The sequence below is a fragment of the Pantoea sp. BS_8 genome, assembly GCF_041954965.1.
Classification (GTDB): Bacteria; Pseudomonadota; Gammaproteobacteria; order Enterobacterales; family Enterobacteriaceae; genus Pantoea; species Pantoea stewartii.
In genome coordinates this window covers 224,443-244,594 of sequence record NZ_JAVAXU010000001.1, presented here as the reverse complement: position 1 = coordinate 244,594, position 20,152 = coordinate 224,443, and the positions used below count along the sequence as shown (strand labels likewise).

Here is a 20,152-nt window from a genome sequence, read left to right as displayed (position 1 = left end):
GTCGCGGTAATAAGAAATTATGTGTTTGTGTCGCGCGATATACTTCTTTCATCCACATGAAAGAGGTTAAGCAAATGATTTTCAGGCCAAAATTTATCAGCTTTGATTGCTATGGCACGCTAATCAATTTCGAAATGGGCCCAACGGCAAAGGGCATTTATGCCGATCGGGTCAGCGAAGCGCACATGGCGACTTTCCTGGCGCATTTTCGTTTCTACCGGCTTGATGAGGTGCTGGGTGCCTGGAAACCATTTTACCAGGTGATTGAAAATGCGCTTCAGCGCGCCTGTCATGCCCATGGCGTCGTCTATCAGGAAAGCGATGCGCAGACGCTTTATGCTGCCGTGGCCAGCTGGCAACCTCATCCGCATGTGGTTGAGACGCTGACGACGATAGCACAGCATATTCCGTTAGTGATTTTATCCAATTCCATGATCGACCTGATCCCGCACAGCGTTACCCGTCTCGGCGCGCCCTTTCATGCGGTGTACACCGCCGAAGAAGCCCAGGCCTACAAGCCGCGTGCCCGGATCTTTGAGTATATGTTCGACCAACTGGGCTGCGGCCCCGAACAGATGATGCACTGTTCATCCAGTTTTCGTTATGACCTGATGACAGCGTGCGATCTGGGCTTTATGGCCAGGGCGTTTATCGATCGCGGTCATGAGCCGGCCATTGACGGTTACGGTGTGAACCGCCTGACCGACTTCCGCCAGCTTCCCGGCCTGCTGGGCCTGTAATCTCTTCAACGGCAGGGAAACATCATGTCTGAAACTGAGACACATCAGGCTGTCGCTCTGAATACCGCCGCGCCTGCGCTGTCGTTATCTGCCGTACAGGCGTTAGTGGCAGAGCGGTACGGTATGACGGATACCATTGTGCAGCCACTGGCAAGCGAACGCGACCAGAACTGCTGCATTGAAACCCCGACCGGTACGCGTTTTGTCCTGAAAATCAGTAATCCCGCCGAAGCGAAGGCGATTGTCGATTTCCAGATCGCCGCGCTTGAGCATATCGCCGAGGTGGCACCGGATCTGCCCATACCGCGCGTCGTGCGCACATCAGCGGGCAAGAAGTGTGACGTTGTCACGTTACCAGCAGGGAGCACCACGCTGGTTCGTATGCTGAGCTGGCTGGAGGGCACTCAGGTCAGGGATACCCAACCTACCCCCGCACAGCGTCGGGCCATGGCGTGCTGTCTGGGCCGGCTGGATTTGGCGTTACAGGATTTTTTACATCCGGCCGCCCGCCACGATCTGCTGTGGAATGTTTCCGCCGCGCATCGCCTGATGGACAAACTGGAGGCAGTCATCGATCCGGCACGGCGTCGCCTCGCAGAAAAATTTATGATGCGCTTCACCACCCAGGTATTGCCGCGTCTTGGCTCGCTGCGGGCGCAGGTGATCCATAACGATTATCACCTGTATAACGTGCTGGTTGCGCCAGATGCACAGGAGCGTCTCACCGGCATCATTGACTTTGGCGACATGATCTATGCACCGCTGGTAGGCGAAGTGGCCACTGCTGCGGCCTTTCAGATGACCGGCTGTGACGATCCCTTCGCAGGAGCTGCGCAGTTCGTCGGTGCCTACCACAAAACCCTGCCGCTCACCGATCTGGAACAGGCTATTGTCACCGACCTGATGACGACGCGTCATCTGATTACTGTTCTGATTACCGAATGGCGCGCGGCCCGCTATCCACATAACCGCGCTTACATCATGCGTCACAATCCTGCCGCCTGGGAGGCGCTGTCAATGCTGGCAGACCTGTCCCGCGACACGGCACGTGATCGCCTGCTGGCCGAACTCTGATACGGGAGACTTCCATGAAAAGCACCACCGACCTGAATATGGTTAATGCCTATATCCCCGGGCAGGCCGATGTTGACCCGGTGACCGCGGCGATGATTGACCGCCGCGATGCGTTGCTGGGCCCGGCCTATCGCCTGATGTATGAACATCCTCTGCACATCGTGCGCGGTGAGGGTGCCTGGCTGTTCGATCCCGAAGGGCGCCGCTATCTGGATGTGTATAACAACGTGACCTCGCTGGGGCACTGCCATCCGGCGGTGACGGACGCCATCTGCAATCAGGTCAAAACGCTGGCCACCAACACGCGCTATTTGCATGACACGATTCTGACCCTGGCTGAGCGCCTGCTGGCGACGGTACCTGAAACCCACCTGGCTCACCTGATGCTGACCTGCACGGGCAGTGAAGCCAACGATCTGGCCTTTCGTATTGCCAAAATCCGGACCGGTGGCACCGGAATTATTGTGACCGAAACCGCTTATCATGGCATTACGGACGCCGTCTCACAGTTCTCACCCTCGCTGGGCAAAAGCGTCGATCTGGGGCCGCATGTTCGGCTGGTCCCTGCCCCGCGCGCCTATCACGCCGACGGTGTCGATCTGAGCGAACGTTTTACCCAGGATGTGGAAATGGCCATTGCCGATCTGCAACGTCACGGCATTCAGCCTGCCGCGTTGATCGTGGATTCACTCTTTACCAGCGACGGGATCCTGCCCGGACCGACCGGCTTCCTGCACGGCGCGGTGAACGCCATCCGGCAGGCTGGCGGCCTGTTTATCGCCGATGAAGTCCAGCCCGGCTTTGGCCGCACGGGCGAAAACATGTGGGGTTTTCAACGTCACGGACTCAGACCGGATATCGTGACGCTGGGCAAACCCATGGGCAACGGTCAGCCTGTTGCCGGTTTACTGGCCACAGCCGACGTGCTGGCGGAGTTTGGGCAGCGCTCCCGCTACTTCAATACCTTTGCCGGTAATACTGTTTCCTGCGCGGCGGCCCTGGCGGTGCTGGATACCATTGAGCGAGAGGGACTGATTGCGCATGCGCGTGAAACCGGGAACAGGCTGCTGGAAGGCATTCGCGGCCTGAGCCACCGGCACGAAGCCATCGGCGATGTCCGGGGGGCGGGCCTGTTTGTCGGCGTGGAACTGGTTTCTGATCGGCAGAGCCGCGCAGCCGACCGCTGGCTGACCAGTCAGGTGGTGAACCGGATGCGGCAAAAAGGCGTATTGCTGAGTGCCTGCGCCATGGGCCATAACGTATTGAAGATCCGTCCTCCTCTGGTGTTGACGGCCGAACAGGCGGAAATAATAATCGACGTGCTCGACCAGGCGTTGACGGACGCCACCGCAGCACGCATGGGCCATTCAACCTGAGAGAATACGCCATCTATGTCACATGCCAGGCTCCCTGACCGCACCGATATCCGGATACTTGAGCATCTGCAACGCGAGGGGCGCTGTTCGATTGTCGAACTGGCTGAGGCAATAAACCTCAGCCCCAGTCCCTGTCTGGCGCGAACCCGCCGTCTGGAGCAGAGCGGCATTATCGCCGGTTATGCCGCCCGGATTTCACTGAATAAACTGGGCTGCAATCTGGTGGTGTTCTCCGAGATCACCCTGGCGAGTCATTACCCTGCTGATTTCCTGCGGTTTGAAACCGGTGCCCGTCAGTATCGGGAGATTGTCGAGTGCTACAACATTAGCGGCGGCTACGATTATCTGTTGAAAATCATCGCCCCCAACCTTTACCGGTTTCAGGATTTAATGGCGCGGCTGCTGGACGACGAAATCGGCATTGCCAAATTCGCCAGCCGCGTGGTGCTCAGGCACCCCTGGCCGTGGCGGGAAGAACCGTTGAGCGTAATTGCCAACGGAAACTGCAGCTGGGAATAGGTAAGTAACCGGCCTGTGCACGGGGACGGGCGTTACCTGAGACATCAACCGTTGAACCGCCTTTCCGTCTGTTTCGTTGCGGTGTGGGTCCGCGCCCTGTCCGGCCGCTTTGCGCCCACTACCGCTGCTGTCTGGCGGCCATATCGACACAGACACGTTTTTTCCTCACCCGACGGGTTACGCCCTTTCTGAACCTGGCAGTTTACGCCTGTCACGGCTTTTAGCGGTCTCGTTCTGACGATGCGCCGCACGAGGCCATAAGACAACCACTCAGCCATGCTTTATTTAACAAATTATTCACATGAGTAAATGTTACTCAACGTGAATATTTCACCTAAAGCCTTTGCCGCATAATGCCGATACCAAGGCGATAGTTAACCTTACAAAATTTTATACCGATCACCTTCCGACTTTTACGTAAAACATCTTCGCATCAGCTCGCCCATAGGGCTGGTTCATGCCGGGGCCTGACACTATGGAATGCATATGAACAACATCAGAATTGGAATACGGCTTGGGGCCGCCTTCGGCTTTATGGCGCTGCTGGTTATTTTTATGGTCCTGATCGGCGTGATAAAAATTAACTCACTCGGCAACGCCAATGATGAGATCTCGGGCGCGCTCTACAGCAAATCCTCTTCGTCTGCTGCGTTGCGCTATTACACCTCTGATATGAGCCGTCTGGCACGAAATGCCATTCTTCTTAAAGACGTGACGAAAAGAGAGAAAGCCATAAGTGATTACCGTGGGGAACGTCATGAAGTGGATACGCTGATCGCGCAGATGGGCAATCAGGTCAGCACGTCTCAGGGCAAAGCGATTTTTGACCAACTGAACGCCCGCTCAGCCCTGTTCCTGCCTTTTATCGATGAGGTTGTCGCGCTGGCTCAGCAGGGAAAAAGTGATGAGGCGACGCAGCTGCTTTTTGGCCCGCGTTACCAGACGCAGGGTGACTTCATGGCGTCGCTGAAAGAGATGCAGACGTTTCAGGAAGCGCGCATGAAATACGCGGCCGACAAATCGGGGGAAGATCGCGCCGATGCGCTGATGATACTCATTATTGCCGGGATTGTTGCGCTGCTGTTGGCCGCCATGTCCGCCGCGATTATCACCCGCAGTATTACGCGTCCACTGAAAGAAGCGGTTGAGGCCGCCTATCGCGTGTCCCACGGCGATCTGAGCGGTGTCGTCGTAACCACGGGTAAAGATGAAACGGGCAAACTGTTGTCCGCTATCCGCGAAATGCAGGATTCGCTAATCAATACGGTCAGCCTGGTCAGGAAAAACGCGGAGAGTGTTGCCTCGGCCAGCACACAGATTGCTCAGGGTAATGCGGAGCTTTCACAACGTACCGAAGAACAGGCCAGCTCGCTGGAACAGACCGCCGCAACGATGACGCAGTTGGGTATGACGGTCAAAAATAACGTCGACAATGCCCGTCAGGCGGGGCAACTGGCGGTCAGTGTGCGGGAAGTGGCCAATAAAGGCAGTGACGCGACAGAGGCGATCACCGGCACCATGAAATCCATCAGCGACAGCTCCGGCCGTATCGCTGAAATCACCGCCGTTATCGACGGGATCGCTTTCCAGACCAATATCCTTGCGCTTAACGCCGCGGTGGAAGCCGCCCGTGCAGGCGAGCACGGCAAAGGCTTTGCGGTCGTCGCCAGTGAAGTGCGATCGCTGGCACAGCGCAGCGCCACCGCAGCCGGTGAAATTCGCCAGCTGATCGCGGCAAACGCCCAAAGCGTAGGCCAGGGAAATGAACTGGTCGTTCACGCGTCTGAAACCATGTCAGGCATTCTGTCTGCTGTGGGCAAACTGACAGATACGGTGGAAGAGATTACCACTGCCAGTGCCGAACAGGCGCGTGGCATTGAGCAAGTGGGCACCGCCGTGACGGAAATGGACAGCACCACACAGCAGAATGCGTCACTGGTGGAAGAATCCGCGTCTGCCGCATCCAGTCTGAAAGAACAGGCCGACATGCTGTTACAGGCCGTTTCCGTGTTCAGCCTGGGTTCTCCGGCGACCACGGTGGCGACGGCCGGTGTCGCGCCCACGGTCATGTCTCCACGCCAGACGAAGGCGGTTACCACGAAGGCGGACAATGCCGACGACGGCTGGACGAGCTTTTAATAACCTTACCGCGTCGGGTACCGGCGCGGCGGTTTCAAAGACAGAGCCCGGCGGCCGTGCGGGCTTATTCCCCCTGTGCCCGAGCCCTCATCGTTGATGCTCGCGTCTGAGATGACGGTAAGGTTGCCGCAGGTTCGTCGCGTCCGTCTTCCCTGCCCGACACCGACAAAAGCGGCGCCGCAGCGCCGCTTTCTCATGCACCTGCCTGACGTCAACTCAGCCGCTTCACCGGTGCATTCTGCTGCCTGTCCCACATTACGGTGAGTAACCGTTGCAGGGCGATAAAGGCAAACAGCAGGATGCCAATGGCGATTTTGGTCCACCAGGAACTGAGCGTGCCGTCGAAGTTAATCCAGGTCTGAATCAGCCCCTGAATCAGGACGCCAAATAACGTGCCGAGAAGGGTCCCTACACCACCGGACAGCAGGGTTCCCCCGATGACGACAGAGGCGATGGCATCCAGCTCAACGCCCAGCCCGGCCAGCGCATAACCCGCAGAGGTGTAGATGGAAAACACAATGCCCGCCAGCGTGGCTAAGGTAGTCGACAACATGTAGATTTTGACGGTTGTGGCGCGGGTTGAAATGCCCATCAGCTGCGCCGAGGTCACATTGCCCCCGATGGCGTACACCTGATTGCCAAACCGAGTGCGGTGCGCCAGAATCATTCCGCCTACAACCACCAGCAACATGATCAGCGCCAGCAAACTGAGCCGCCCGCCGCCCGGCACTTTCCAGGCCAGGCCGGAAAGCGTGGCGTACAGCGGATGATCAATCGGAATGGAGTTTTCGGAGACCAGATAGCTGCATCCACGCAGGAAAAACATGCCCGCCAGCGTAATAATAAACGCAGGGATTTTGAGTGCGTCGATTAGCCAGCCCATCATCGCACCAAACAGCGCCCCCATGCAGAGGACCAGGGCAAAGGCCACCAGCGGATTAAGGTGATAATCGCCGATGACTTTGGCCAGGAAGACGCCAGAAAACGCGATGACGGCCCCCACAGACAGATCGATGCCGCCCGACAGAATCACAAAGGTCATGCCCACCGCGATAATGCCCAGAAACGCGTTATCCGTCAGAATATTACAGATGACCCGCGTCGAGGCAAAACCGGGAAACTGGCTCAGGCAAAACAGATAGCCGAGTACAAACACCAGCAGCGTAATCATTAAAGGCAGATGACGTTTAATCATGATGCACGTCTCCGTTTAAACATCGCAATAAAGCGCGGGGATTGCAGCAGCAGTACACACATCACCACCACCGCCTTCACCACCTGATTAAGTTCCGGCGGAAAGCCCGACAGTAAAATACCGGTATTCATCGCCTGAATAATCAGTGCCCCTATCAGCGACAGCAGAATGTTAAATCGCCCGCCCATCAGCGAGGCACCGCCAATCACCACAGCCAGAATGGCGTCCAGCTCCAGCCACAGCCCCGCGTTGTTCGCATCGGCCCCGCGAATATCGGCCGCCACAATCAGCCCCGCCACCGCTGCGCAGATTCCGCTGATGGCATAGGTGGACATCACGACCAGCCAGCCATTCACGCCCGCATTACGCGCAGCGCGCAGGTTGATCCCGACGGCTTCGATAAACAACCCAAGGGCCGTTTTACGCACCAGCAGCCAGACCAGCAGCGCGACCGCAATCGTGATCCAGACCGGCACCGGCAACAGCCAGAGCGCGCCGTTGCCGAACCAGCCCAGGCTGTCGTTGTTAAACGTCACGATCTGTCCCTGCGTAATTAACTGGGCGATGCCGCGCCCGGCCACCATCAAAATCAGCGTCGCCACAAATGGCTGTATGCGTAACAACGCAACCAGAATGCCGTTCCACAGCCCGCAGGCCAGCCCGCTGGCCACCGTGACCAGAATAATAAACGGCACGCTGTGGCCCGCCACGGTCAGCGTGGCCGCCGTCGCGCCGGCAATCGCCATAACGGCGCCGACCGATAAATCGATCCCGCCTGTGGCAATCACTAAGGTCATGCCGACGGCCAGTAAGGCTACCGGCGCAGCCCGGTTGAGGATATCAATCGGGCTGCCAAACAGCCGGCCATCCTGTAAATGGATGGCGAAGAAATGCGTGGCGACCAGGCTGTCGACCAACAGCACCAGCAACAGCGCGATAAGTTGCGGCATGCCTGGCGGCAGCCTGAACGTGCGACGTGTCGCCCGGGTCGGGGTAACCGGTGATTCAAGCATGCTGCGTACCTCCATCAGCAATGGCGTTAACGATTGCCGCCACAGAAAGCGCCTCGAGGGGGATTTCTGCTACCTGTTTCAGATCGCGCATAATGATGACGCGATCGGCATAGCCCACCAGTTCTTCCAGCTCCGAGGAAATGACCAGTAGCGCCAGCCCATCGGCACATAACGATTCAATTAAGCGGATAATTTCGGCATGTGCGCCCACGTCAATGCCGCGCGTGGGTTCATCCAGAATCAGGAACTGCGGTTTTGTCACCAGCCAGCGAGACAACAGCACCTTTTGCTGGTTTCCGCCCGACAACAGCTCGACGGGCTGCTCCGCGTGCGGTGTGCGAATGCCCAGGCTTTTAATAAAACGCTCGGCAATCGCCTGCTGCTCGCGTTTCTTGATCGGGCGCAGCCAGCCGCGCTGCGCCTGTAACGCCAGAATGATGTTCTCGCGGACAGAAGCCGCCCCGATAATTCCGTCGGTTTTTCGGTCTTCCGGACAAAAGCCCATCCCCAGACGGGAAGCCTGCGCGGGCGTTCGGATCGGTTCAACTCTGCCCTTGATTTTTGCCGTGCCGCGATCGGCGCGGCGAATGCCAAACAGCACCTCTGCGGTTTCGGTCCGCCCCGAGCCCAGCAAGCCTGCCAGCCCGACCACTTCACCCGGCCGGACCTGAAGCGTGAAGGGTTCGATCGTGCCCTTCTTACCATAATCTTCGAATGACACGACCGGCTGGTTGCTCTTCAGCGTATTGCCCTGACGCTGCAGCGCGGTCGCCATCAGTTCCCGGCCAATCATCAGTTTGACCAGATCAATTTGCGGCAGCGTAGCGGTGTCGTGCGTGGCAATAAACTTGCCGTTGCGCAGAACGGTAATGCGATCGGTAATGCGGTAAACCTGGTCCAGAAAATGGGTGACAAAGATCAGGCTCATCCCGCGATGTTTTAACTCTGTCATCAGGGTGAACAGCATTTCCACTTCGCTGGCATCCAGACTGGCGGTGGGTTCATCGAGGATTAATACCTGGGCGGAGAGATCCACCGCCCGGCAGATAGCAATAATCTGCTGCATCGCGACGGAGTAATGACCAAGCGGCCGCGTGACATCCAGTGCAAAACCGTATTTGCGCATCAGGGCATCCGCCTCGCGCACCATGCGCTTACGATCAATCATGCCGAACCGACGCGGCTCGCGCCCAATGTACAGATTATCGGCCACCGACATATTCGGCAGCATATTCACTTCCTGGTAGACCGTGCCGATACCGATTTTCTGTGCTTCAGCAGTACTGCGCGGCGAAATGGCCTGACCGTTTAACGTAATCGTGCCGCTGTCGCGGGTGTACACGCCGGTCAGCACTTTGATCAGGGTTGATTTGCCTGCGCCGTTCTCACCTAACAGCGCCATGATTTCGCCTTTGCGCAGGCTGAAAGAGACATCGTCCAGCGCTTTCACGCCGGGAAAACCTTTACTGACGCCGTTGATGGCTAAAAGAGGTGATTCATTGTGTGTCGTCATGCTGTCAACTCCGCCCTACATCAAAGAAGACCGCCCCGAAGGGCGGCCTGCGGCTTAGTAACCCATGTTCTTTTTCTTGTCTAACTCGGCCTGCGCGTCAGCAGGTAAAAAGAGTTTTGATTCGGTTCTGATAATTTTGGGTGGCAGGGTGCCGTCTTTTTTGAATTTTTCCAGCGCGTCAAAGGCCGGGCCGGCCATATCTGGCGTCAGCTCGACGTTAGCGTTGGCTTCCCCGGCCAGCATCGCTTTGTAGATGTCCGGCACACCATCGATCGATCCGGTCAGAATATCTTTGCCCGGTTTCAGACCGGCTTCTTTGATCGCCTGAATGGCCCCGATGGCCATATCGTCGTTATGGGCATAAACCATGCAGATATTTTTGCCGTTGTTCTCGGCCTTGATGAAACTTTCCATGACTTCTTTCCCTTTACTGCGGGTAAAGTCGCCAGACTGAGAGCGAATCACTTTAATATTCGGGTGGCCACTGATCGCTTCAGCAAAGCCTTTTTTACGATCGATGGCGACGCTCGCGCCGACCGTGCCTTGCAGCTCTACGACATTACATTTTTTATCGCCGACGGTTTTTACCAGCCAGTCACCAATCAGCTTGCCTTCCAGAACGTTATCGGCGGTGACAACGGCCTGATACAGCGAGTTATCTTTTACGACGATGGCGCGGTCCAGCAGGTATACCGGGATTTTGGCATCCTTGGCTTCTTCTAATACCGGCTCCCAGCCCGTCTGCACAACAGGCGCAATAAAGATGGCGTCCACGCCCTGCGCGATAAAGGAGCGCACGGCTTTAATCTGATTCTCTTGTTTCTGTTGACCATCGGCGATCTTTAAATTAATGCCGCGTTTTTTGGCTTCGCTTTTTGCGACATTGGTTTCAGCCGAACGCCAGCCGGATTCTGAGCCTACCTGTGAGAATCCCACTGTCATTTCCGCCGCTAACACTGAGCCACTTAATGCGGCGCTGACCATTGTCGTCAGGAGTAAACGTTTCCACATAGTTTTTCTTCCTCTGAAGGGCGTTTGCTGTACAGGGTAAAGTGCCTGTGTAGCCTGACGTAAAAAAGGGTAGATTAGGGCGACACGCCTCACAAAACTGAGCGATTTAAAGGGGTTACGTTGATTAACGGAATACTCTCAGCGCGGGCTTATGGACAAAACGCCTGTGTCTTTTTTCAACTTACGTTAAATAAATGTAATAAACAGAATCGCTTAAGTGTGACCCTGCTGAAAACGATTACAGCCAGGCGTACAGAATGAGCCATCCCGTTTTCAGCCCCGGGAAAAGTCTGTTTTGTGATTTCCAGCACACACAGAAATCCCCTGTCTCCGGCATGAAACGATTCCGCTGACCGCACTGGCCTGAGGTTTATCCTGGTTATGTTGTTATCCGGCCCTGAATCGCAGTTATACACAATCGATTCGTACATAAAAGCAGATAAAAAGTGACTTGTGACTCAGAAATGATTCTTTTAGGTTGGGTCTGGATGCACCGCTTTACAGCGACAGGATTATGGCGACGATGCAAAACCTGATAAAATTCACCTTTAGCGAGCTATGCCCCACGTTTGTCTGATTTTTGCTTTTTTTCATCCGCGGAACTGGACAGCGTTAAGCGGCTCCCTATACTTGGCCTTCTTTCTTATTGATTCGTTATGACAAAAATGACTGCGCACGATTACCTGTTAAAATTTCGCAAAGTGAATAACCTTGAAAGTCTTGAAAAACTGTATGACCATCTGAATTATTCGCTGTCGGACGACAAAGACATTATCAATATGTACCGGGCAGCCGACCATCGTCGTGCTGAACTCGCATCGGGTGGCCGCTTGTTCGACCTGGGCTGCGTACCAAAGTCAGTCTGGCGCTACGTGGTGTAATCCCGCGCATCTCCCCTGTTCCCGCCCTCCTGTTTTCACTGTTGGTTTGCGTCTGTCTTAACATGCTATTCTGACCCGCTGACGACGTTGAAACAGGATGAACCGCAATGACGACCCCGATTACAGCCCCACGTATTGGCGGCTGGCTTTTACTGCCACTGGCATGGTTGCTGATGACGCTACTGACCACCGCGCTGGTGATGGCCATGTATCTGACGCCACTGTTTGATGCGCAATGGCGCGAAACCTTGTTTAACCACCGTTCGCTGGTGACGGGCTATTGGGCCATTTCATTATTGACCGCCACCGCATTGTGGGCTTACAGCATGTGGGTTGTGTGGATGTTCTTTAAACGTTCGCACCGTCTGCCGCGTCACTATATCGTGTGGTTGCTGATCACCGTTTTGCTGGCGCTAAAAACCTTTGCCTTTACGCCGGTGTCTGATGCACGCGCGTTGCAGACTTTGCTACTCTCACTGGCCGCCGCCGCCGTTTTTGTTCCCTATTTCAAACGTTCCGCGCGGGTAAAAGCGACATTTACTCAGCGATAACGCTGCTGTTTTCGTCAAGAGTTTAATTCTGAGTGCGGTTGGCGGCTGGCAATAATGCGATGGAGTTGTGATGCAGCGCTTTATCAATGATAATAAGCCGCTTTCTGGTATTCAGGCGAAAAAATGACCGATTATCTTCTCCTTTTTGTTGGCACAGTGCTGGTGAACAACTTCGTGTTGGTGAAGTTTCTCGGCCTTTGCCCGTTTATGGGCGTTTCCAAAAAGCTGGAAACGGCCATTGGCATGGGCCTCGCCACCACGTTTGTGATTACGCTGGCCTCCATTTGCGCGTGGCTGGTGAATCACCTCATTCTGGTTCCGCTGGACTTAGTGTATCTGCGGACCATGGCTTATATCCTGGTGATCGCGGTTGTCGTTCAGTTCACCGAAATGGTGGTGCGCAAAACCAGCCCATCGCTGTATCGCCTGCTGGGTATTTTCCTGCCGTTGATCACGACAAACTGTGCGGTACTGGGCGTCCCCCTGTTGAGCGTTAACCTGAATCACACCTTTCTTCAGGCGGCGCTGTATGGATTCAGCGCCTCGCTGGGCTTCTCGCTGGTGATGGTGTTATTTGCCGGGATGCGTGAGCGCCTGGTGCTGGCGAATGTCCCGGCCCCCTTCAAAGGGAATTCTATTGCGTTGATCACCGCGGGGCTGATGGCACTGGCCTTTATGGGCTTTACAGGTCTGGTGAAATTCTGATGAGTGCAATTTGGATAGCGGTGGCGGTACTGAGCGCCCTGAGCCTGGTCTTTGGTGCTCTGCTGGGCTACGCGTCACGCCGCTTTGAAGTCGAAGAAGATCCCATTGTTGAGCAGATTGACGCCGTGCTGCCGCAGAGCCAGTGCGGTCAGTGTGGTTACCCCGGCTGTCGCCCCTATGCTGACGCCGTGGGCAACAATGGCGAAGCCATTAACAAATGCGCGCCCGGTGGTGAGCAGACCATGCTTAAGCTGGCCGCCCTGCTCAATGTTGAGCCACAACCGATCGATGGCGATGACGAGGCCAAAGCGCCCGTGCGTACCGTCGCGTGGATTGACGAAGAAAACTGTATTGGCTGCACAAAGTGCATTCAGGCCTGCCCGGTTGATGCCATCGTCGGTGCCACGCGCGCCATGCATACCGTGCTGAGCGATGTCTGCACCGGCTGCGATCTGTGTGTTGCCCCCTGTCCTACCGACTGCATTGAAATGCGTCCGGTTGCCACCACCACGGCCAACTGGAAGTGGGATCTGAATACCATTCCTGTTCGGGTGATCCCGGTAGAGAGTCATGCTTAATCTGCTTAATTTCTTTAAAAAAGAGAAGATCTGGGATTTTCAGGGCGGGATTCATCCGCCTGAAATGAAAACCCAGTCCAACGGCACGCCGCTCGCTGAATTGCCGCTGCCGCACCGGTTTATCATTCCCCTGAAGCAACATATTGGCCACGAAGGCGAAATTTGCGTTTCCCCTGGCGATAAGGTGCTGCGCGGCCAGCCGCTTACGTTTGGACAGGGCAGAATGCTGCCTGTACATGCGCCCACGTCGGGCGTCATTGACGCTATCGCTCAGCACATGACAGCGCACCCGTCTGGCCTGTCAGAGCTGTGTATTTTTCTGATGCCTGACGGTGACGATCGCTGGATGCCGCTCTCCCCGCTTCCGGACTACCGTCAGCATGAACGCAGCGCCATTCTTAAACGCATACATGATGCCGGCATCGCCGGTCTGGGCGGCGCGGGCTTCCCGACGGCCACCAAACTGAAAGGCGGCCTGCAGGGCGTCAACACGCTGATCATTAACGCGGCTGAGTGTGAACCTTACATCACCGCTGACGATCGTCTGATGCAGGACTACGCCGCCGAGGTGCTGGAAGGATGCCGCATTCTGGCCTGGGTGCTTCAGGCGGAGCGCGTGCTGATTGGTATCGAAGATAACAAACCCGAGGCTATCGCCGCCCTGAAGCAGGCGTTGGGTGGTGAGCGGGATTTACAGATCCGCGTTATCCCGACGAAATATCCGTCCGGCGGCGCTAAGCAGCTGACCAAAATACTCACCGGCATGGAAGTGCCGCATGGTGGTCGCTCTACGGATATTGGCGTGCTGATGCAAAACGTCGGTACGGCATGGGCCGTGAAGCGCGCCATTATCAATGGCGAACCGATCACCGAGCGCGTGGTGACACTCACCGGTGAAGCCATCGCGCAACCCCGGAACGTGTGGAGCCGCTTAGGGACGCCAATCAGCCACCTGTTGCACCAGGTCGGTTTTCACCCTTCACCAGGACAAATGGTCATTATGGGCGGCCCGCTGATGGGCTTTACCCTGCCGTCGCTGGATGTGCCGGTCGTGAAGATCACCAACTGTATTCTGGCCCCGTCCGGCACTGAGATGGGCAACACGCAACAGGAACAGTCCTGCATTCGTTGCTCTGCCTGTGCTGACGCCTGTCCGGCCAACCTGCTGCCACAGCAGCTGTACTGGTATAGCCAGGGAGGCGATCACGATAAAGCCCGTGCCCATCACATTGATGACTGCATTGAATGTGGTGCGTGCGCCTACGTCTGCCCGAGTAACATTCCGCTGGTGCAGTACTATCGCCAGGAGAAAGCTGAGCTGCGCGCCATCGACCTGGAAGCCAAACGCACGCTGGAAGCGAAAGCGCGTTTTGAGGCACGCCAGGCACGACTGGAGCGGGAAAAGCAGGCGCGTGAAGCACGTCATGCTGAAGCCAAACAGCGCGTAGCCCGCAGCGAAAGCGGAGAACTGGCTGCGGCAAAAGCCCGCGCCAGAGCGAAACAATCTGCAGAGAATGAAGATGCCGCTGCCGAAGCACGTCATGCGCAGGCCCGGTTACGGCAGGCTGAGGCACAGGCGGAAACCCAGGCGCTGAGTCGTCAGACGACCGATCCACGCAAGGCTGCGGTTGAAGCGGCAATTGCGCGTGCCAGAGCGAAGAAACCGGTGACGCCTGACAGTGCGGACACGACTGAAACGGCGGTGGCGGATCCACGCAAAGCCGCGGTGACCGCCGCCATCGAACGTGCCAAAGCGAAGAAAGCCGCCCAGGCGGTGGCTGACGCTGAGGCTGCCGACACCACATCCGACGATCCGCGTAAAGCCGCGGTGGCCGCCGCCATTGAACGTGCCAAAGCGAAGAAAGCCGCCCAGACGGCGGCTGACGCTGAGGCTGCCGACACCGCATCCGACGATCCGCGCAAAGCCGCGGTAGCCGCTGCCGTCGAACGAGCCAAAGCGAAGAAAGCCGCTCAGGCGGCGGCTGACGCTGAGACGGCCGACACCGCATCCGACGATCCGCGCAAAGCCGCGGTAGCCGCTGCCGTCGAACGTGCCAAAGCGAAGAAAGCCGCTCAGACGGCGGCTGACGCTGAGGCTGCCGACACCGCATCCGAAGATCCGCGCAAAGCCGCGGTGGCCGCTGCCGTCGAACGTGCCAAAGCGAAGAAAGCCGCCCAGGTGGTGGCTGACGCTGAGGCTGCCGACACCACATCCGAAGATCCGCGTAAAGCCGCGGTGGCCGCCGCCATTGAACGTGCCAAAGCGAAAAAGCGCGCTGCCGCGCAGGCGCAGGCAGAAGACGCGTCCCGTGAGGCGGCTGTCGCGGCGGCCGAAGCGCACAGGGACGTTGAGCAGGCAGAGAGGGCGCAGGAGCAGGCTAATCATGCCAATGCCGAAGCCGAAGAGGCACCTGAACTCGATCACCCCGCCGATGCGCGTAAAGCCGCGATTGCGGCGGCTGTCGCCCGTGCCAAAGCGCGTAAAGCGCAATCGACATTGACACCTGAGGATTAAATGGCGTTCCGTATCGCAAGTTCACCTTATACTCATAACCGCCGCAGTACCGGCAACATCATGATGCTGGTTATCCTGGCGGCGCTGCCTGGTTTTGCCGCGCAGTGCTACTTTTTTGGCGTGGGAACCTTATTGCAGGTTGTGTTGGCCTCGCTGACAGCGTTGCTGACAGAAGCGGCTATCCTGCGCCTGCGTAACACACCGGTCGCCCCTCAGCTGGCCGATAACTCCGCCCTGCTGACGGCAATTCTGCTGGGGATCAGCATCCCGTCTCTGGCCCCCTGGTGGTTAGTGGTGGTCGGTACGGTATTTGCGATTGTTATTGCCAAACAGTTGTACGGTGGCCTGGGACAAAACCCCTTCAACCCGGCCATGGTCGGCTATGTCGTTCTTCTGATCTCATTTCCGGTTCAGATGACCAGCTGGATGCCGCCAGAAGCCTTACAGGTGATTAAACCCGGCGTGCTGGACTCGCTGAGCATGATCTTTACGGGTCATACCCTGGCGGGCGATACGTTACAGCAACTGCAGTTGGGCGTAGACGGTGTCAGCCAGGCTACACCGCTGGATACCTTTAAAACCGGCTTGCGCGCAGGCCACAGTGCAGAGCAACTGTTAGCCCAGCCCATTTACAGCGGCGTTCTGGCCGGTCTGGGCTGGCAATGGGTCAACGTGGGTTACCTGCTTGGCGGGGTATTCCTGCTGTGGAAAAACACCATTCGCTGGCATATTCCGGCCGCGATGTTGCTGTCGCTGACCGTCTGCGCCACGCTTGGTTGGTTACTGGCTCCCGCCTCGCTGAACAGTCCGCTGATTCATCTGTTTTCCGGGGCGACGATGCTGGGCGCATTTTTTATCGCCACCGATCCGGTTACCGCCTCCACCACTGACCGTGGCCGTCTGATTTATGGTGCCCTTATTGGTCTGCTGGTATGGCTCATTCGGAGTTTTGGCGGTTATCCGGACGGCGTTGCTTTCGCCGTTCTGCTGGCTAATATATGCGTACCGCTGATTGACTATTACACGCAGCCGCGCGTTTACGGTCATCAAAAGGATTAAATGATGCTGGACACCATACGCAAGAATGGCGTGACCCTGGCTCTCTTTGCCGCGATTACCACCGGCGTTACTGCTGTTGTAAATACCGTGACCAAACCCACCGTCGAGCACCAGACGCAATTACAGCAAAAAAATCTGCTGGATCAGGTGGTGCCGACCGATATGTACGATAACCACATTCAGCAGGAATGTTACGTTGTCACTGATGCGGCGCTGGGTAATGCCAGTCCTCATCATCTTTATCTGGCGCGAAAAAGCAACGAACCTGTGGCCGCCGCCCTGGAAACCACCGCCCCGGATGGCTATTCTGGCGCGATTCAGATGCTGGTCGGCGCGGATTTTCACGGTAAGGTACTCGGCGTGCGGGTGATTGAGCACCATGAAACGCCGGGCCTGGGGGACAAAATCGAGTTACGGATTTCTGACTGGATCAACAGTTTTAATGGCAAAGTGGTAACCGGGCCGAATGACAAAGCGTTTGCCGTCAAAAAAGATGGCGGCGAATTCGACCAGTTTACCGGTGCCACCATTACCCCGCGCGCCGTCGTGAATGCCACCAAACGTACGGCATTGTTAATTGAATCCCTGAAAGGGAAACTCTCTTCGTTACCCGAATGTGGAGACGCCAATGAGTGAAGCGAAAAACCTGCTGGTCGGCGGGCTGTGGAAAAATAACTCGGCGCTGGTGCAGCTGCTGGGCCTGTGCCCTTTGCTGGCGGTGACCGCCACGGCCACCAATGCTCTGGGGCTGGGGCTTGCCACGACGCTGGTGCTGACCCTGACAAACAGTTTTATTTCGGCCTCGCGTCGTTGGGTGCCTTCTGAGATCCGTATTCCTATCTATGTGATGATCATCGCCTCTGTCGTAAGCTGCGTGCAGATGCTGATTAACGCTTACGCCTACGGTCTGTATCAGTCACTCGGTATTTTTATTCCGCTGATCGTGACCAACTGCATCGTAGTGGGCCGGGCTGAAGCCGTGGCCTCGAAAAGCAGTATTCCCCTTGCCGCACTGGATGGCTTTGCTATCGGTATGGGCGCCACCTGTGCAATGGTGGTACTGGGATCGATCCGTGAAATCATCGGCAGCGGCACATTGTTTAACGGTGCGGATCAGTTACTGGGTCCCTGGGCTAAAGTGTTGCGGATTGACGTGATTCATTTTAACTCGCCAATGCTGCTGGCAATGCTCCCGCCGGGTGCCTTTATCGGTCTGGGCATGATGCTGGCGGGGAAATATGTGATCGATCAGAAAATGAAGCAGCGCGCAGCGCGTCGCGCAGAAGACGCGGCGCTTGATGCGCCGCAGGGCAACACGGGAAAAGCCGTGTGAACCAGACGAAACGCATTGAGATTCTCAGTCGTCTGCAGCAGGCCAACCCTCACCCTACGACCGAGCTGCAGTTCACCTCGCCGTTTGAACTGCTGATTGCGGTTCTGCTGTCGGCTCAGGCGACGGACGTGAGCGTTAACAAGGCTACTGCAAAGCTGTACCCGGTGGCGAATACACCTGCTGCGATGCTGGCGCTGGGCGTGGACGGCGTGAAGGAGTACATCAAAACGATCGGCCTGTTCAACAGTAAAGCCGAGAACGTGATTAAGACCTGCCGTATTTTACTGGACCAGCACGGCGGTCAGGTGCCTGAAGATCGCGCCGCGCTCGAAGCCTTACCTGGCGTCGGCCGTAAAACGGCTAACGTGGTGCTGAATACGGCTTTTGGCTGGCCGACGATTGCGGTGGATACGCACATTTTCCGCGTCTGCAACCGGACGAATTTTGCGCCGGGTAAGAACGTCGAGCAGGTCGAAGAGAAACTGTTAAAAGTCGTGCCGAAGGCGTTTAAAGTCGACTGCCATCACTGGCTGATTCTGCACGGGCGTTACACCTGCGTGGCGCGCAAACCGCGCTGCGGGTCCTGCCTGATTGAAGACCTGTGTGAATATCCCGATAAGGTCGAGTAAGCCCGGATAACAGCCTGTGACCGGTCACAGGCTGTTTTACTGTTCAGCGCTGACGCTGCGCCAGCGCCGCCCGCATCCAGGCCATCACCAGCGGCGAATCCTTATCCTGTAATGCCGCCCGTTCGGACTGGAATAAGGTGGCGACATAGAAAGGATGATCGGTCAGTTCAATGCCGCGTACATCGCCGTTCAGATCCCAGGACGTGATCCGCATGTTTTTACCCTGCAGCGCCGCACTGAAAGCCGGGTTCACGCCAAAATTGCAATGATAACCTTCATCGCTGGTCAGCGCACCGTAGGCGCTGGCCATACGCGAGCCGGGTACAAACGTGACCTCCCCTCGCTGTTCGACCAGTGAGCAGCTTAGCGGCGCAATCACCATCCGACCGATCTCGCTGGTTTCGGCATGACTGGCATCTTCCCAGCCCAATACGTGGCGGGCATAGTCGATAACCGCATACTGAAACCCGCCACAGGAGCCGAGAAAGGGCTTACCGTTTTCCCGTACCCAACGCAGCATGCTAAACACGCCGTCATCGTTTTTATAGGGGCTGCCGGGCACCAGCCAGACGGCATCATGCTGCGTAACGGCGGACAGATCATCTAAATCCGTGGTGGGAATCCAGTCAGGCTCAATCGGGATGGCAAGGTGCGCCGCGGCGCGCGCCAGCGCCAGGGGAATGGATTGATGCGAAACAGCATCCGGGCGGTAGTCACCCACTAAGGCGAGACGTAAAGATAACGACATAGCAACATCCTTTTTAGGAAATAAAGAGGCTACGTGAGTGCGCGTGCGCTGTCGAGCAGGTGAGCGCATTTTTGCTGGTTTTTTACGCCTGTTAATTAAGGGCCGGACGCATTATTTCCTGATGAAACCATTTTTCTTCTGCTGAAATAACAGCGAATAATGTGAGTTTAATCAACTTTATTGCGCACCCGACGTCGTTTTGCGTCATAATATGCAGATTATTTCAGCAAAACGACGTCAAAAGCCGCATTTCCGGCGCTTTATTCTGATGAAAGATCACTTTCCAAAGCAAAGCTCTACGCAACCGCCGTTTAGTGGTTAATGTCATTATTGACGATCTGAAAAGCTTCACGCAGGTATTTTGAACCAATAAAAAACCTGAAAACATGACAAAATTTCAATCAGTAATATTTATTTAGGTTTTAACACCATATTGACCCTTTCTGGCAGAAGGTAGAAAACGCTTGCCCTGCCGCCTTTATTCAGCCAAATTAGTCGCCGTTTTTCCCATCTAATAAAAATCTGGCCCATGGTGTGATCACATGGCGCGGACGGAATGCCTGTCACGACGCA

19 protein-coding genes are annotated in these 20,152 nt (G+C 56.4%); 14 read left to right on the top strand and 5 right to left on the bottom strand.

Translation table 11 applies throughout. The annotated features are described in order from the left end of the window. The first annotated feature begins 74 nt into the window (after positions 1 to 74). The 5 genes from RAC65_RS01155 (at position 75) to RAC65_RS01135 (ending at position 5,848) form a co-directional block, all read left to right on the top strand. On the top strand, positions 75 to 740 hold the full coding sequence (locus RAC65_RS01155) for a haloacid dehalogenase type II (protein ID WP_039340502.1): 666 nt from the start codon (positions 75 to 77) through the stop codon (positions 738 to 740). 24 nt (positions 741 to 764) lie between these two features. Continuing rightward, complete coding sequence (locus RAC65_RS01150) at positions 765 to 1,814, top strand: phosphotransferase (protein ID WP_375096261.1); 1,050 nt, start codon at positions 765 to 767, stop codon at positions 1,812 to 1,814. Positions 1,815 to 1,828: 14 nt separating this feature from the next. Then, entirely contained in the window at positions 1,829 to 3,190 is a 1,362-nt protein-coding gene (locus tag RAC65_RS01145; RefSeq protein WP_054687794.1) for an aspartate aminotransferase family protein, read from the top strand. Positions 3,191 to 3,205: 15 nt separating this feature from the next. Further along, positions 3,206 to 3,709 (top strand): Lrp/AsnC family transcriptional regulator, encoded by a 504-nt coding sequence (locus RAC65_RS01140; protein WP_375096260.1) that lies wholly within the window; start codon positions 3,206 to 3,208, stop codon positions 3,707 to 3,709. Between the two features lie 486 nt (positions 3,710 to 4,195). Then, positions 4,196 to 5,848 carry a methyl-accepting chemotaxis protein gene (locus tag RAC65_RS01135; protein ID WP_375096259.1) on the top strand — a complete coding sequence of 551 codons (1,653 nt, stop codon included), beginning with the start codon at positions 4,196 to 4,198 and terminating at the stop codon, positions 5,846 to 5,848. A gap of 211 nt (positions 5,849 to 6,059) precedes the next feature. Here RAC65_RS01135 and yjfF read toward each other — a convergent pair whose 3' ends face one another. From yjfF to ytfQ, 4 genes are read right to left on the bottom strand one after another with little or no spacing between them, the layout of a single operon-like run. Then, positions 6,060 to 7,043: a galactofuranose ABC transporter, permease protein YjfF gene (yjfF, locus tag RAC65_RS01130; RefSeq protein WP_058709196.1), complete on the bottom strand. Its 984-nt coding sequence runs from the start codon at positions 7,041 to 7,043 to the stop codon at positions 6,060 to 6,062. Then, complete coding sequence (ytfT, locus tag RAC65_RS01125) at positions 7,040 to 8,056, bottom strand: galactofuranose ABC transporter, ATP-binding protein YtfT (RefSeq protein WP_289366925.1); 1,017 nt, start codon at positions 8,054 to 8,056, stop codon at positions 7,040 to 7,042. Before ytfT ends, yjfF begins: the two co-directional genes overlap by 4 nt. Further along, positions 8,049 to 9,569, bottom strand: a complete 1,521-nt coding sequence (locus RAC65_RS01120) for a sugar ABC transporter ATP-binding protein (RefSeq protein WP_205950115.1) — start codon at positions 9,567 to 9,569, stop codon at positions 8,049 to 8,051. The genes ytfT and RAC65_RS01120 overlap by 8 nt, the downstream gene beginning before the upstream one ends. A gap of 54 nt (positions 9,570 to 9,623) precedes the next feature. After that, positions 9,624 to 10,580 (bottom strand): galactofuranose ABC transporter, galactofuranose-binding protein YtfQ, encoded by a 957-nt coding sequence (ytfQ, locus tag RAC65_RS01115; protein WP_033741249.1) that lies wholly within the window; start codon positions 10,578 to 10,580, stop codon positions 9,624 to 9,626. Between the two features lie 665 nt (positions 10,581 to 11,245). On the opposite strand from ytfQ, the gene ydgT reads away from it, so the two are divergent. From ydgT to nth, 9 genes are all read left to right on the top strand, one after another. After that, a complete protein-coding gene (gene ydgT / locus RAC65_RS01110; RefSeq protein WP_033741248.1) occupies positions 11,246 to 11,461 on the top strand; it encodes a transcription modulator YdgT in 216 nt (71 codons plus the stop codon). 107 nt (positions 11,462 to 11,568) lie between these two features. Beyond that, positions 11,569 to 12,012 carry a DUF2569 domain-containing protein gene (locus RAC65_RS01105; protein WP_375096258.1) on the top strand — a complete coding sequence of 148 codons (444 nt, stop codon included), beginning with the start codon at positions 11,569 to 11,571 and terminating at the stop codon, positions 12,010 to 12,012. A gap of 123 nt (positions 12,013 to 12,135) precedes the next feature. Further along, entirely contained in the window at positions 12,136 to 12,717 is a 582-nt protein-coding gene (gene rsxA / locus RAC65_RS01100; protein WP_013025663.1) for an electron transport complex subunit RsxA, read from the top strand. Then, positions 12,717 to 13,295, top strand: coding sequence for an electron transport complex subunit RsxB (rsxB, locus tag RAC65_RS01095; RefSeq protein WP_033741239.1), 579 nt, complete (start codon positions 12,717 to 12,719; stop codon positions 13,293 to 13,295). The genes rsxA and rsxB overlap by 1 nt, the downstream gene beginning before the upstream one ends. Beyond that, positions 13,288 to 15,810, top strand: a complete 2,523-nt coding sequence (rsxC, locus tag RAC65_RS01090) for an electron transport complex subunit RsxC (protein ID WP_375096257.1) — start codon at positions 13,288 to 13,290, stop codon at positions 15,808 to 15,810. The genes rsxB and rsxC overlap by 8 nt, the downstream gene beginning before the upstream one ends. Then, positions 15,811 to 16,869, top strand: coding sequence for an electron transport complex subunit RsxD (gene rsxD / locus RAC65_RS01085; protein ID WP_006119020.1), 1,059 nt, complete (start codon positions 15,811 to 15,813; stop codon positions 16,867 to 16,869). 3 nt (positions 16,870 to 16,872) lie between these two features. After that, positions 16,873 to 17,505, top strand: coding sequence for an electron transport complex subunit RsxG (gene rsxG, locus RAC65_RS01080; protein WP_375096449.1), 633 nt, complete (start codon positions 16,873 to 16,875; stop codon positions 17,503 to 17,505). Then, positions 17,498 to 18,202, top strand: coding sequence for an electron transport complex subunit E (locus RAC65_RS01075; protein WP_054633871.1), 705 nt, complete (start codon positions 17,498 to 17,500; stop codon positions 18,200 to 18,202). Before rsxG ends, RAC65_RS01075 begins: the two co-directional genes overlap by 8 nt. After that, a complete protein-coding gene (gene nth, locus RAC65_RS01070; RefSeq protein ID WP_006119017.1) occupies positions 18,199 to 18,831 on the top strand; it encodes an endonuclease III in 633 nt (210 codons plus the stop codon). Before RAC65_RS01075 ends, nth begins: the two co-directional genes overlap by 4 nt. A gap of 43 nt (positions 18,832 to 18,874) precedes the next feature. On the opposite strand, the gene RAC65_RS01065 is transcribed toward nth, so the two are convergent. Next, on the bottom strand, positions 18,875 to 19,579 hold the full coding sequence (locus tag RAC65_RS01065) for a CTP synthase (protein WP_375096256.1): 705 nt from the start codon (positions 19,577 to 19,579) through the stop codon (positions 18,875 to 18,877). Positions 19,580 to 20,152: the final 573 nt, after the last annotated feature.

Excerpts from the sequence above, each read along its gene's own strand:
- RAC65_RS01155 (WP_039340502.1), top strand. The coding sequence starts at position 75 with ATGATTTTCAGGCCAAAATTTATCAGCTTTGATTGCTATGGCACGCTA.
- RAC65_RS01150 (WP_375096261.1), top strand. The coding sequence starts at position 765 with ATGTCTGAAACTGAGACACATCAGGCTGTCGCTCTGAATACCGCCGCG.
- RAC65_RS01145 (WP_054687794.1), top strand. The coding sequence starts at position 1,829 with ATGAAAAGCACCACCGACCTGAATATGGTTAATGCCTATATCCCCGGG.
- RAC65_RS01140 (WP_375096260.1), top strand. The coding sequence starts at position 3,206 with ATGTCACATGCCAGGCTCCCTGACCGCACCGATATCCGGATACTTGAG.
- RAC65_RS01135 (WP_375096259.1), top strand. The coding sequence starts at position 4,196 with ATGAACAACATCAGAATTGGAATACGGCTTGGGGCCGCCTTCGGCTTT.
- yjfF (WP_058709196.1), bottom strand. The coding sequence starts at position 7,043 with ATGATTAAACGTCATCTGCCTTTAATGATTACGCTGCTGGTGTTTGTA.
- ytfT (WP_289366925.1), bottom strand. The coding sequence starts at position 8,056 with ATGCTTGAATCACCGGTTACCCCGACCCGGGCGACACGTCGCACGTTC.
- RAC65_RS01120 (WP_205950115.1), bottom strand. The coding sequence starts at position 9,569 with ATGACGACACACAATGAATCACCTCTTTTAGCCATCAACGGCGTCAGT.
- ytfQ (WP_033741249.1), bottom strand. The coding sequence starts at position 10,580 with ATGTGGAAACGTTTACTCCTGACGACAATGGTCAGCGCCGCATTAAGT.
- ydgT (WP_033741248.1), top strand. The coding sequence starts at position 11,246 with ATGACTGCGCACGATTACCTGTTAAAATTTCGCAAAGTGAATAACCTT.
- RAC65_RS01105 (WP_375096258.1), top strand. The coding sequence starts at position 11,569 with ATGACGACCCCGATTACAGCCCCACGTATTGGCGGCTGGCTTTTACTG.
- rsxA (WP_013025663.1), top strand. The coding sequence starts at position 12,136 with ATGACCGATTATCTTCTCCTTTTTGTTGGCACAGTGCTGGTGAACAAC.
- rsxB (WP_033741239.1), top strand. The coding sequence starts at position 12,717 with ATGAGTGCAATTTGGATAGCGGTGGCGGTACTGAGCGCCCTGAGCCTG.
- rsxC (WP_375096257.1), top strand. The coding sequence starts at position 13,288 with ATGCTTAATCTGCTTAATTTCTTTAAAAAAGAGAAGATCTGGGATTTT.
- rsxD (WP_006119020.1), top strand. The coding sequence starts at position 15,811 with ATGGCGTTCCGTATCGCAAGTTCACCTTATACTCATAACCGCCGCAGT.
- rsxG (WP_375096449.1), top strand. The coding sequence starts at position 16,873 with ATGCTGGACACCATACGCAAGAATGGCGTGACCCTGGCTCTCTTTGCC.
- RAC65_RS01075 (WP_054633871.1), top strand. The coding sequence starts at position 17,498 with ATGAGTGAAGCGAAAAACCTGCTGGTCGGCGGGCTGTGGAAAAATAAC.
- RAC65_RS01065 (WP_375096256.1), bottom strand. The coding sequence starts at position 19,579 with ATGTCGTTATCTTTACGTCTCGCCTTAGTGGGTGACTACCGCCCGGAT.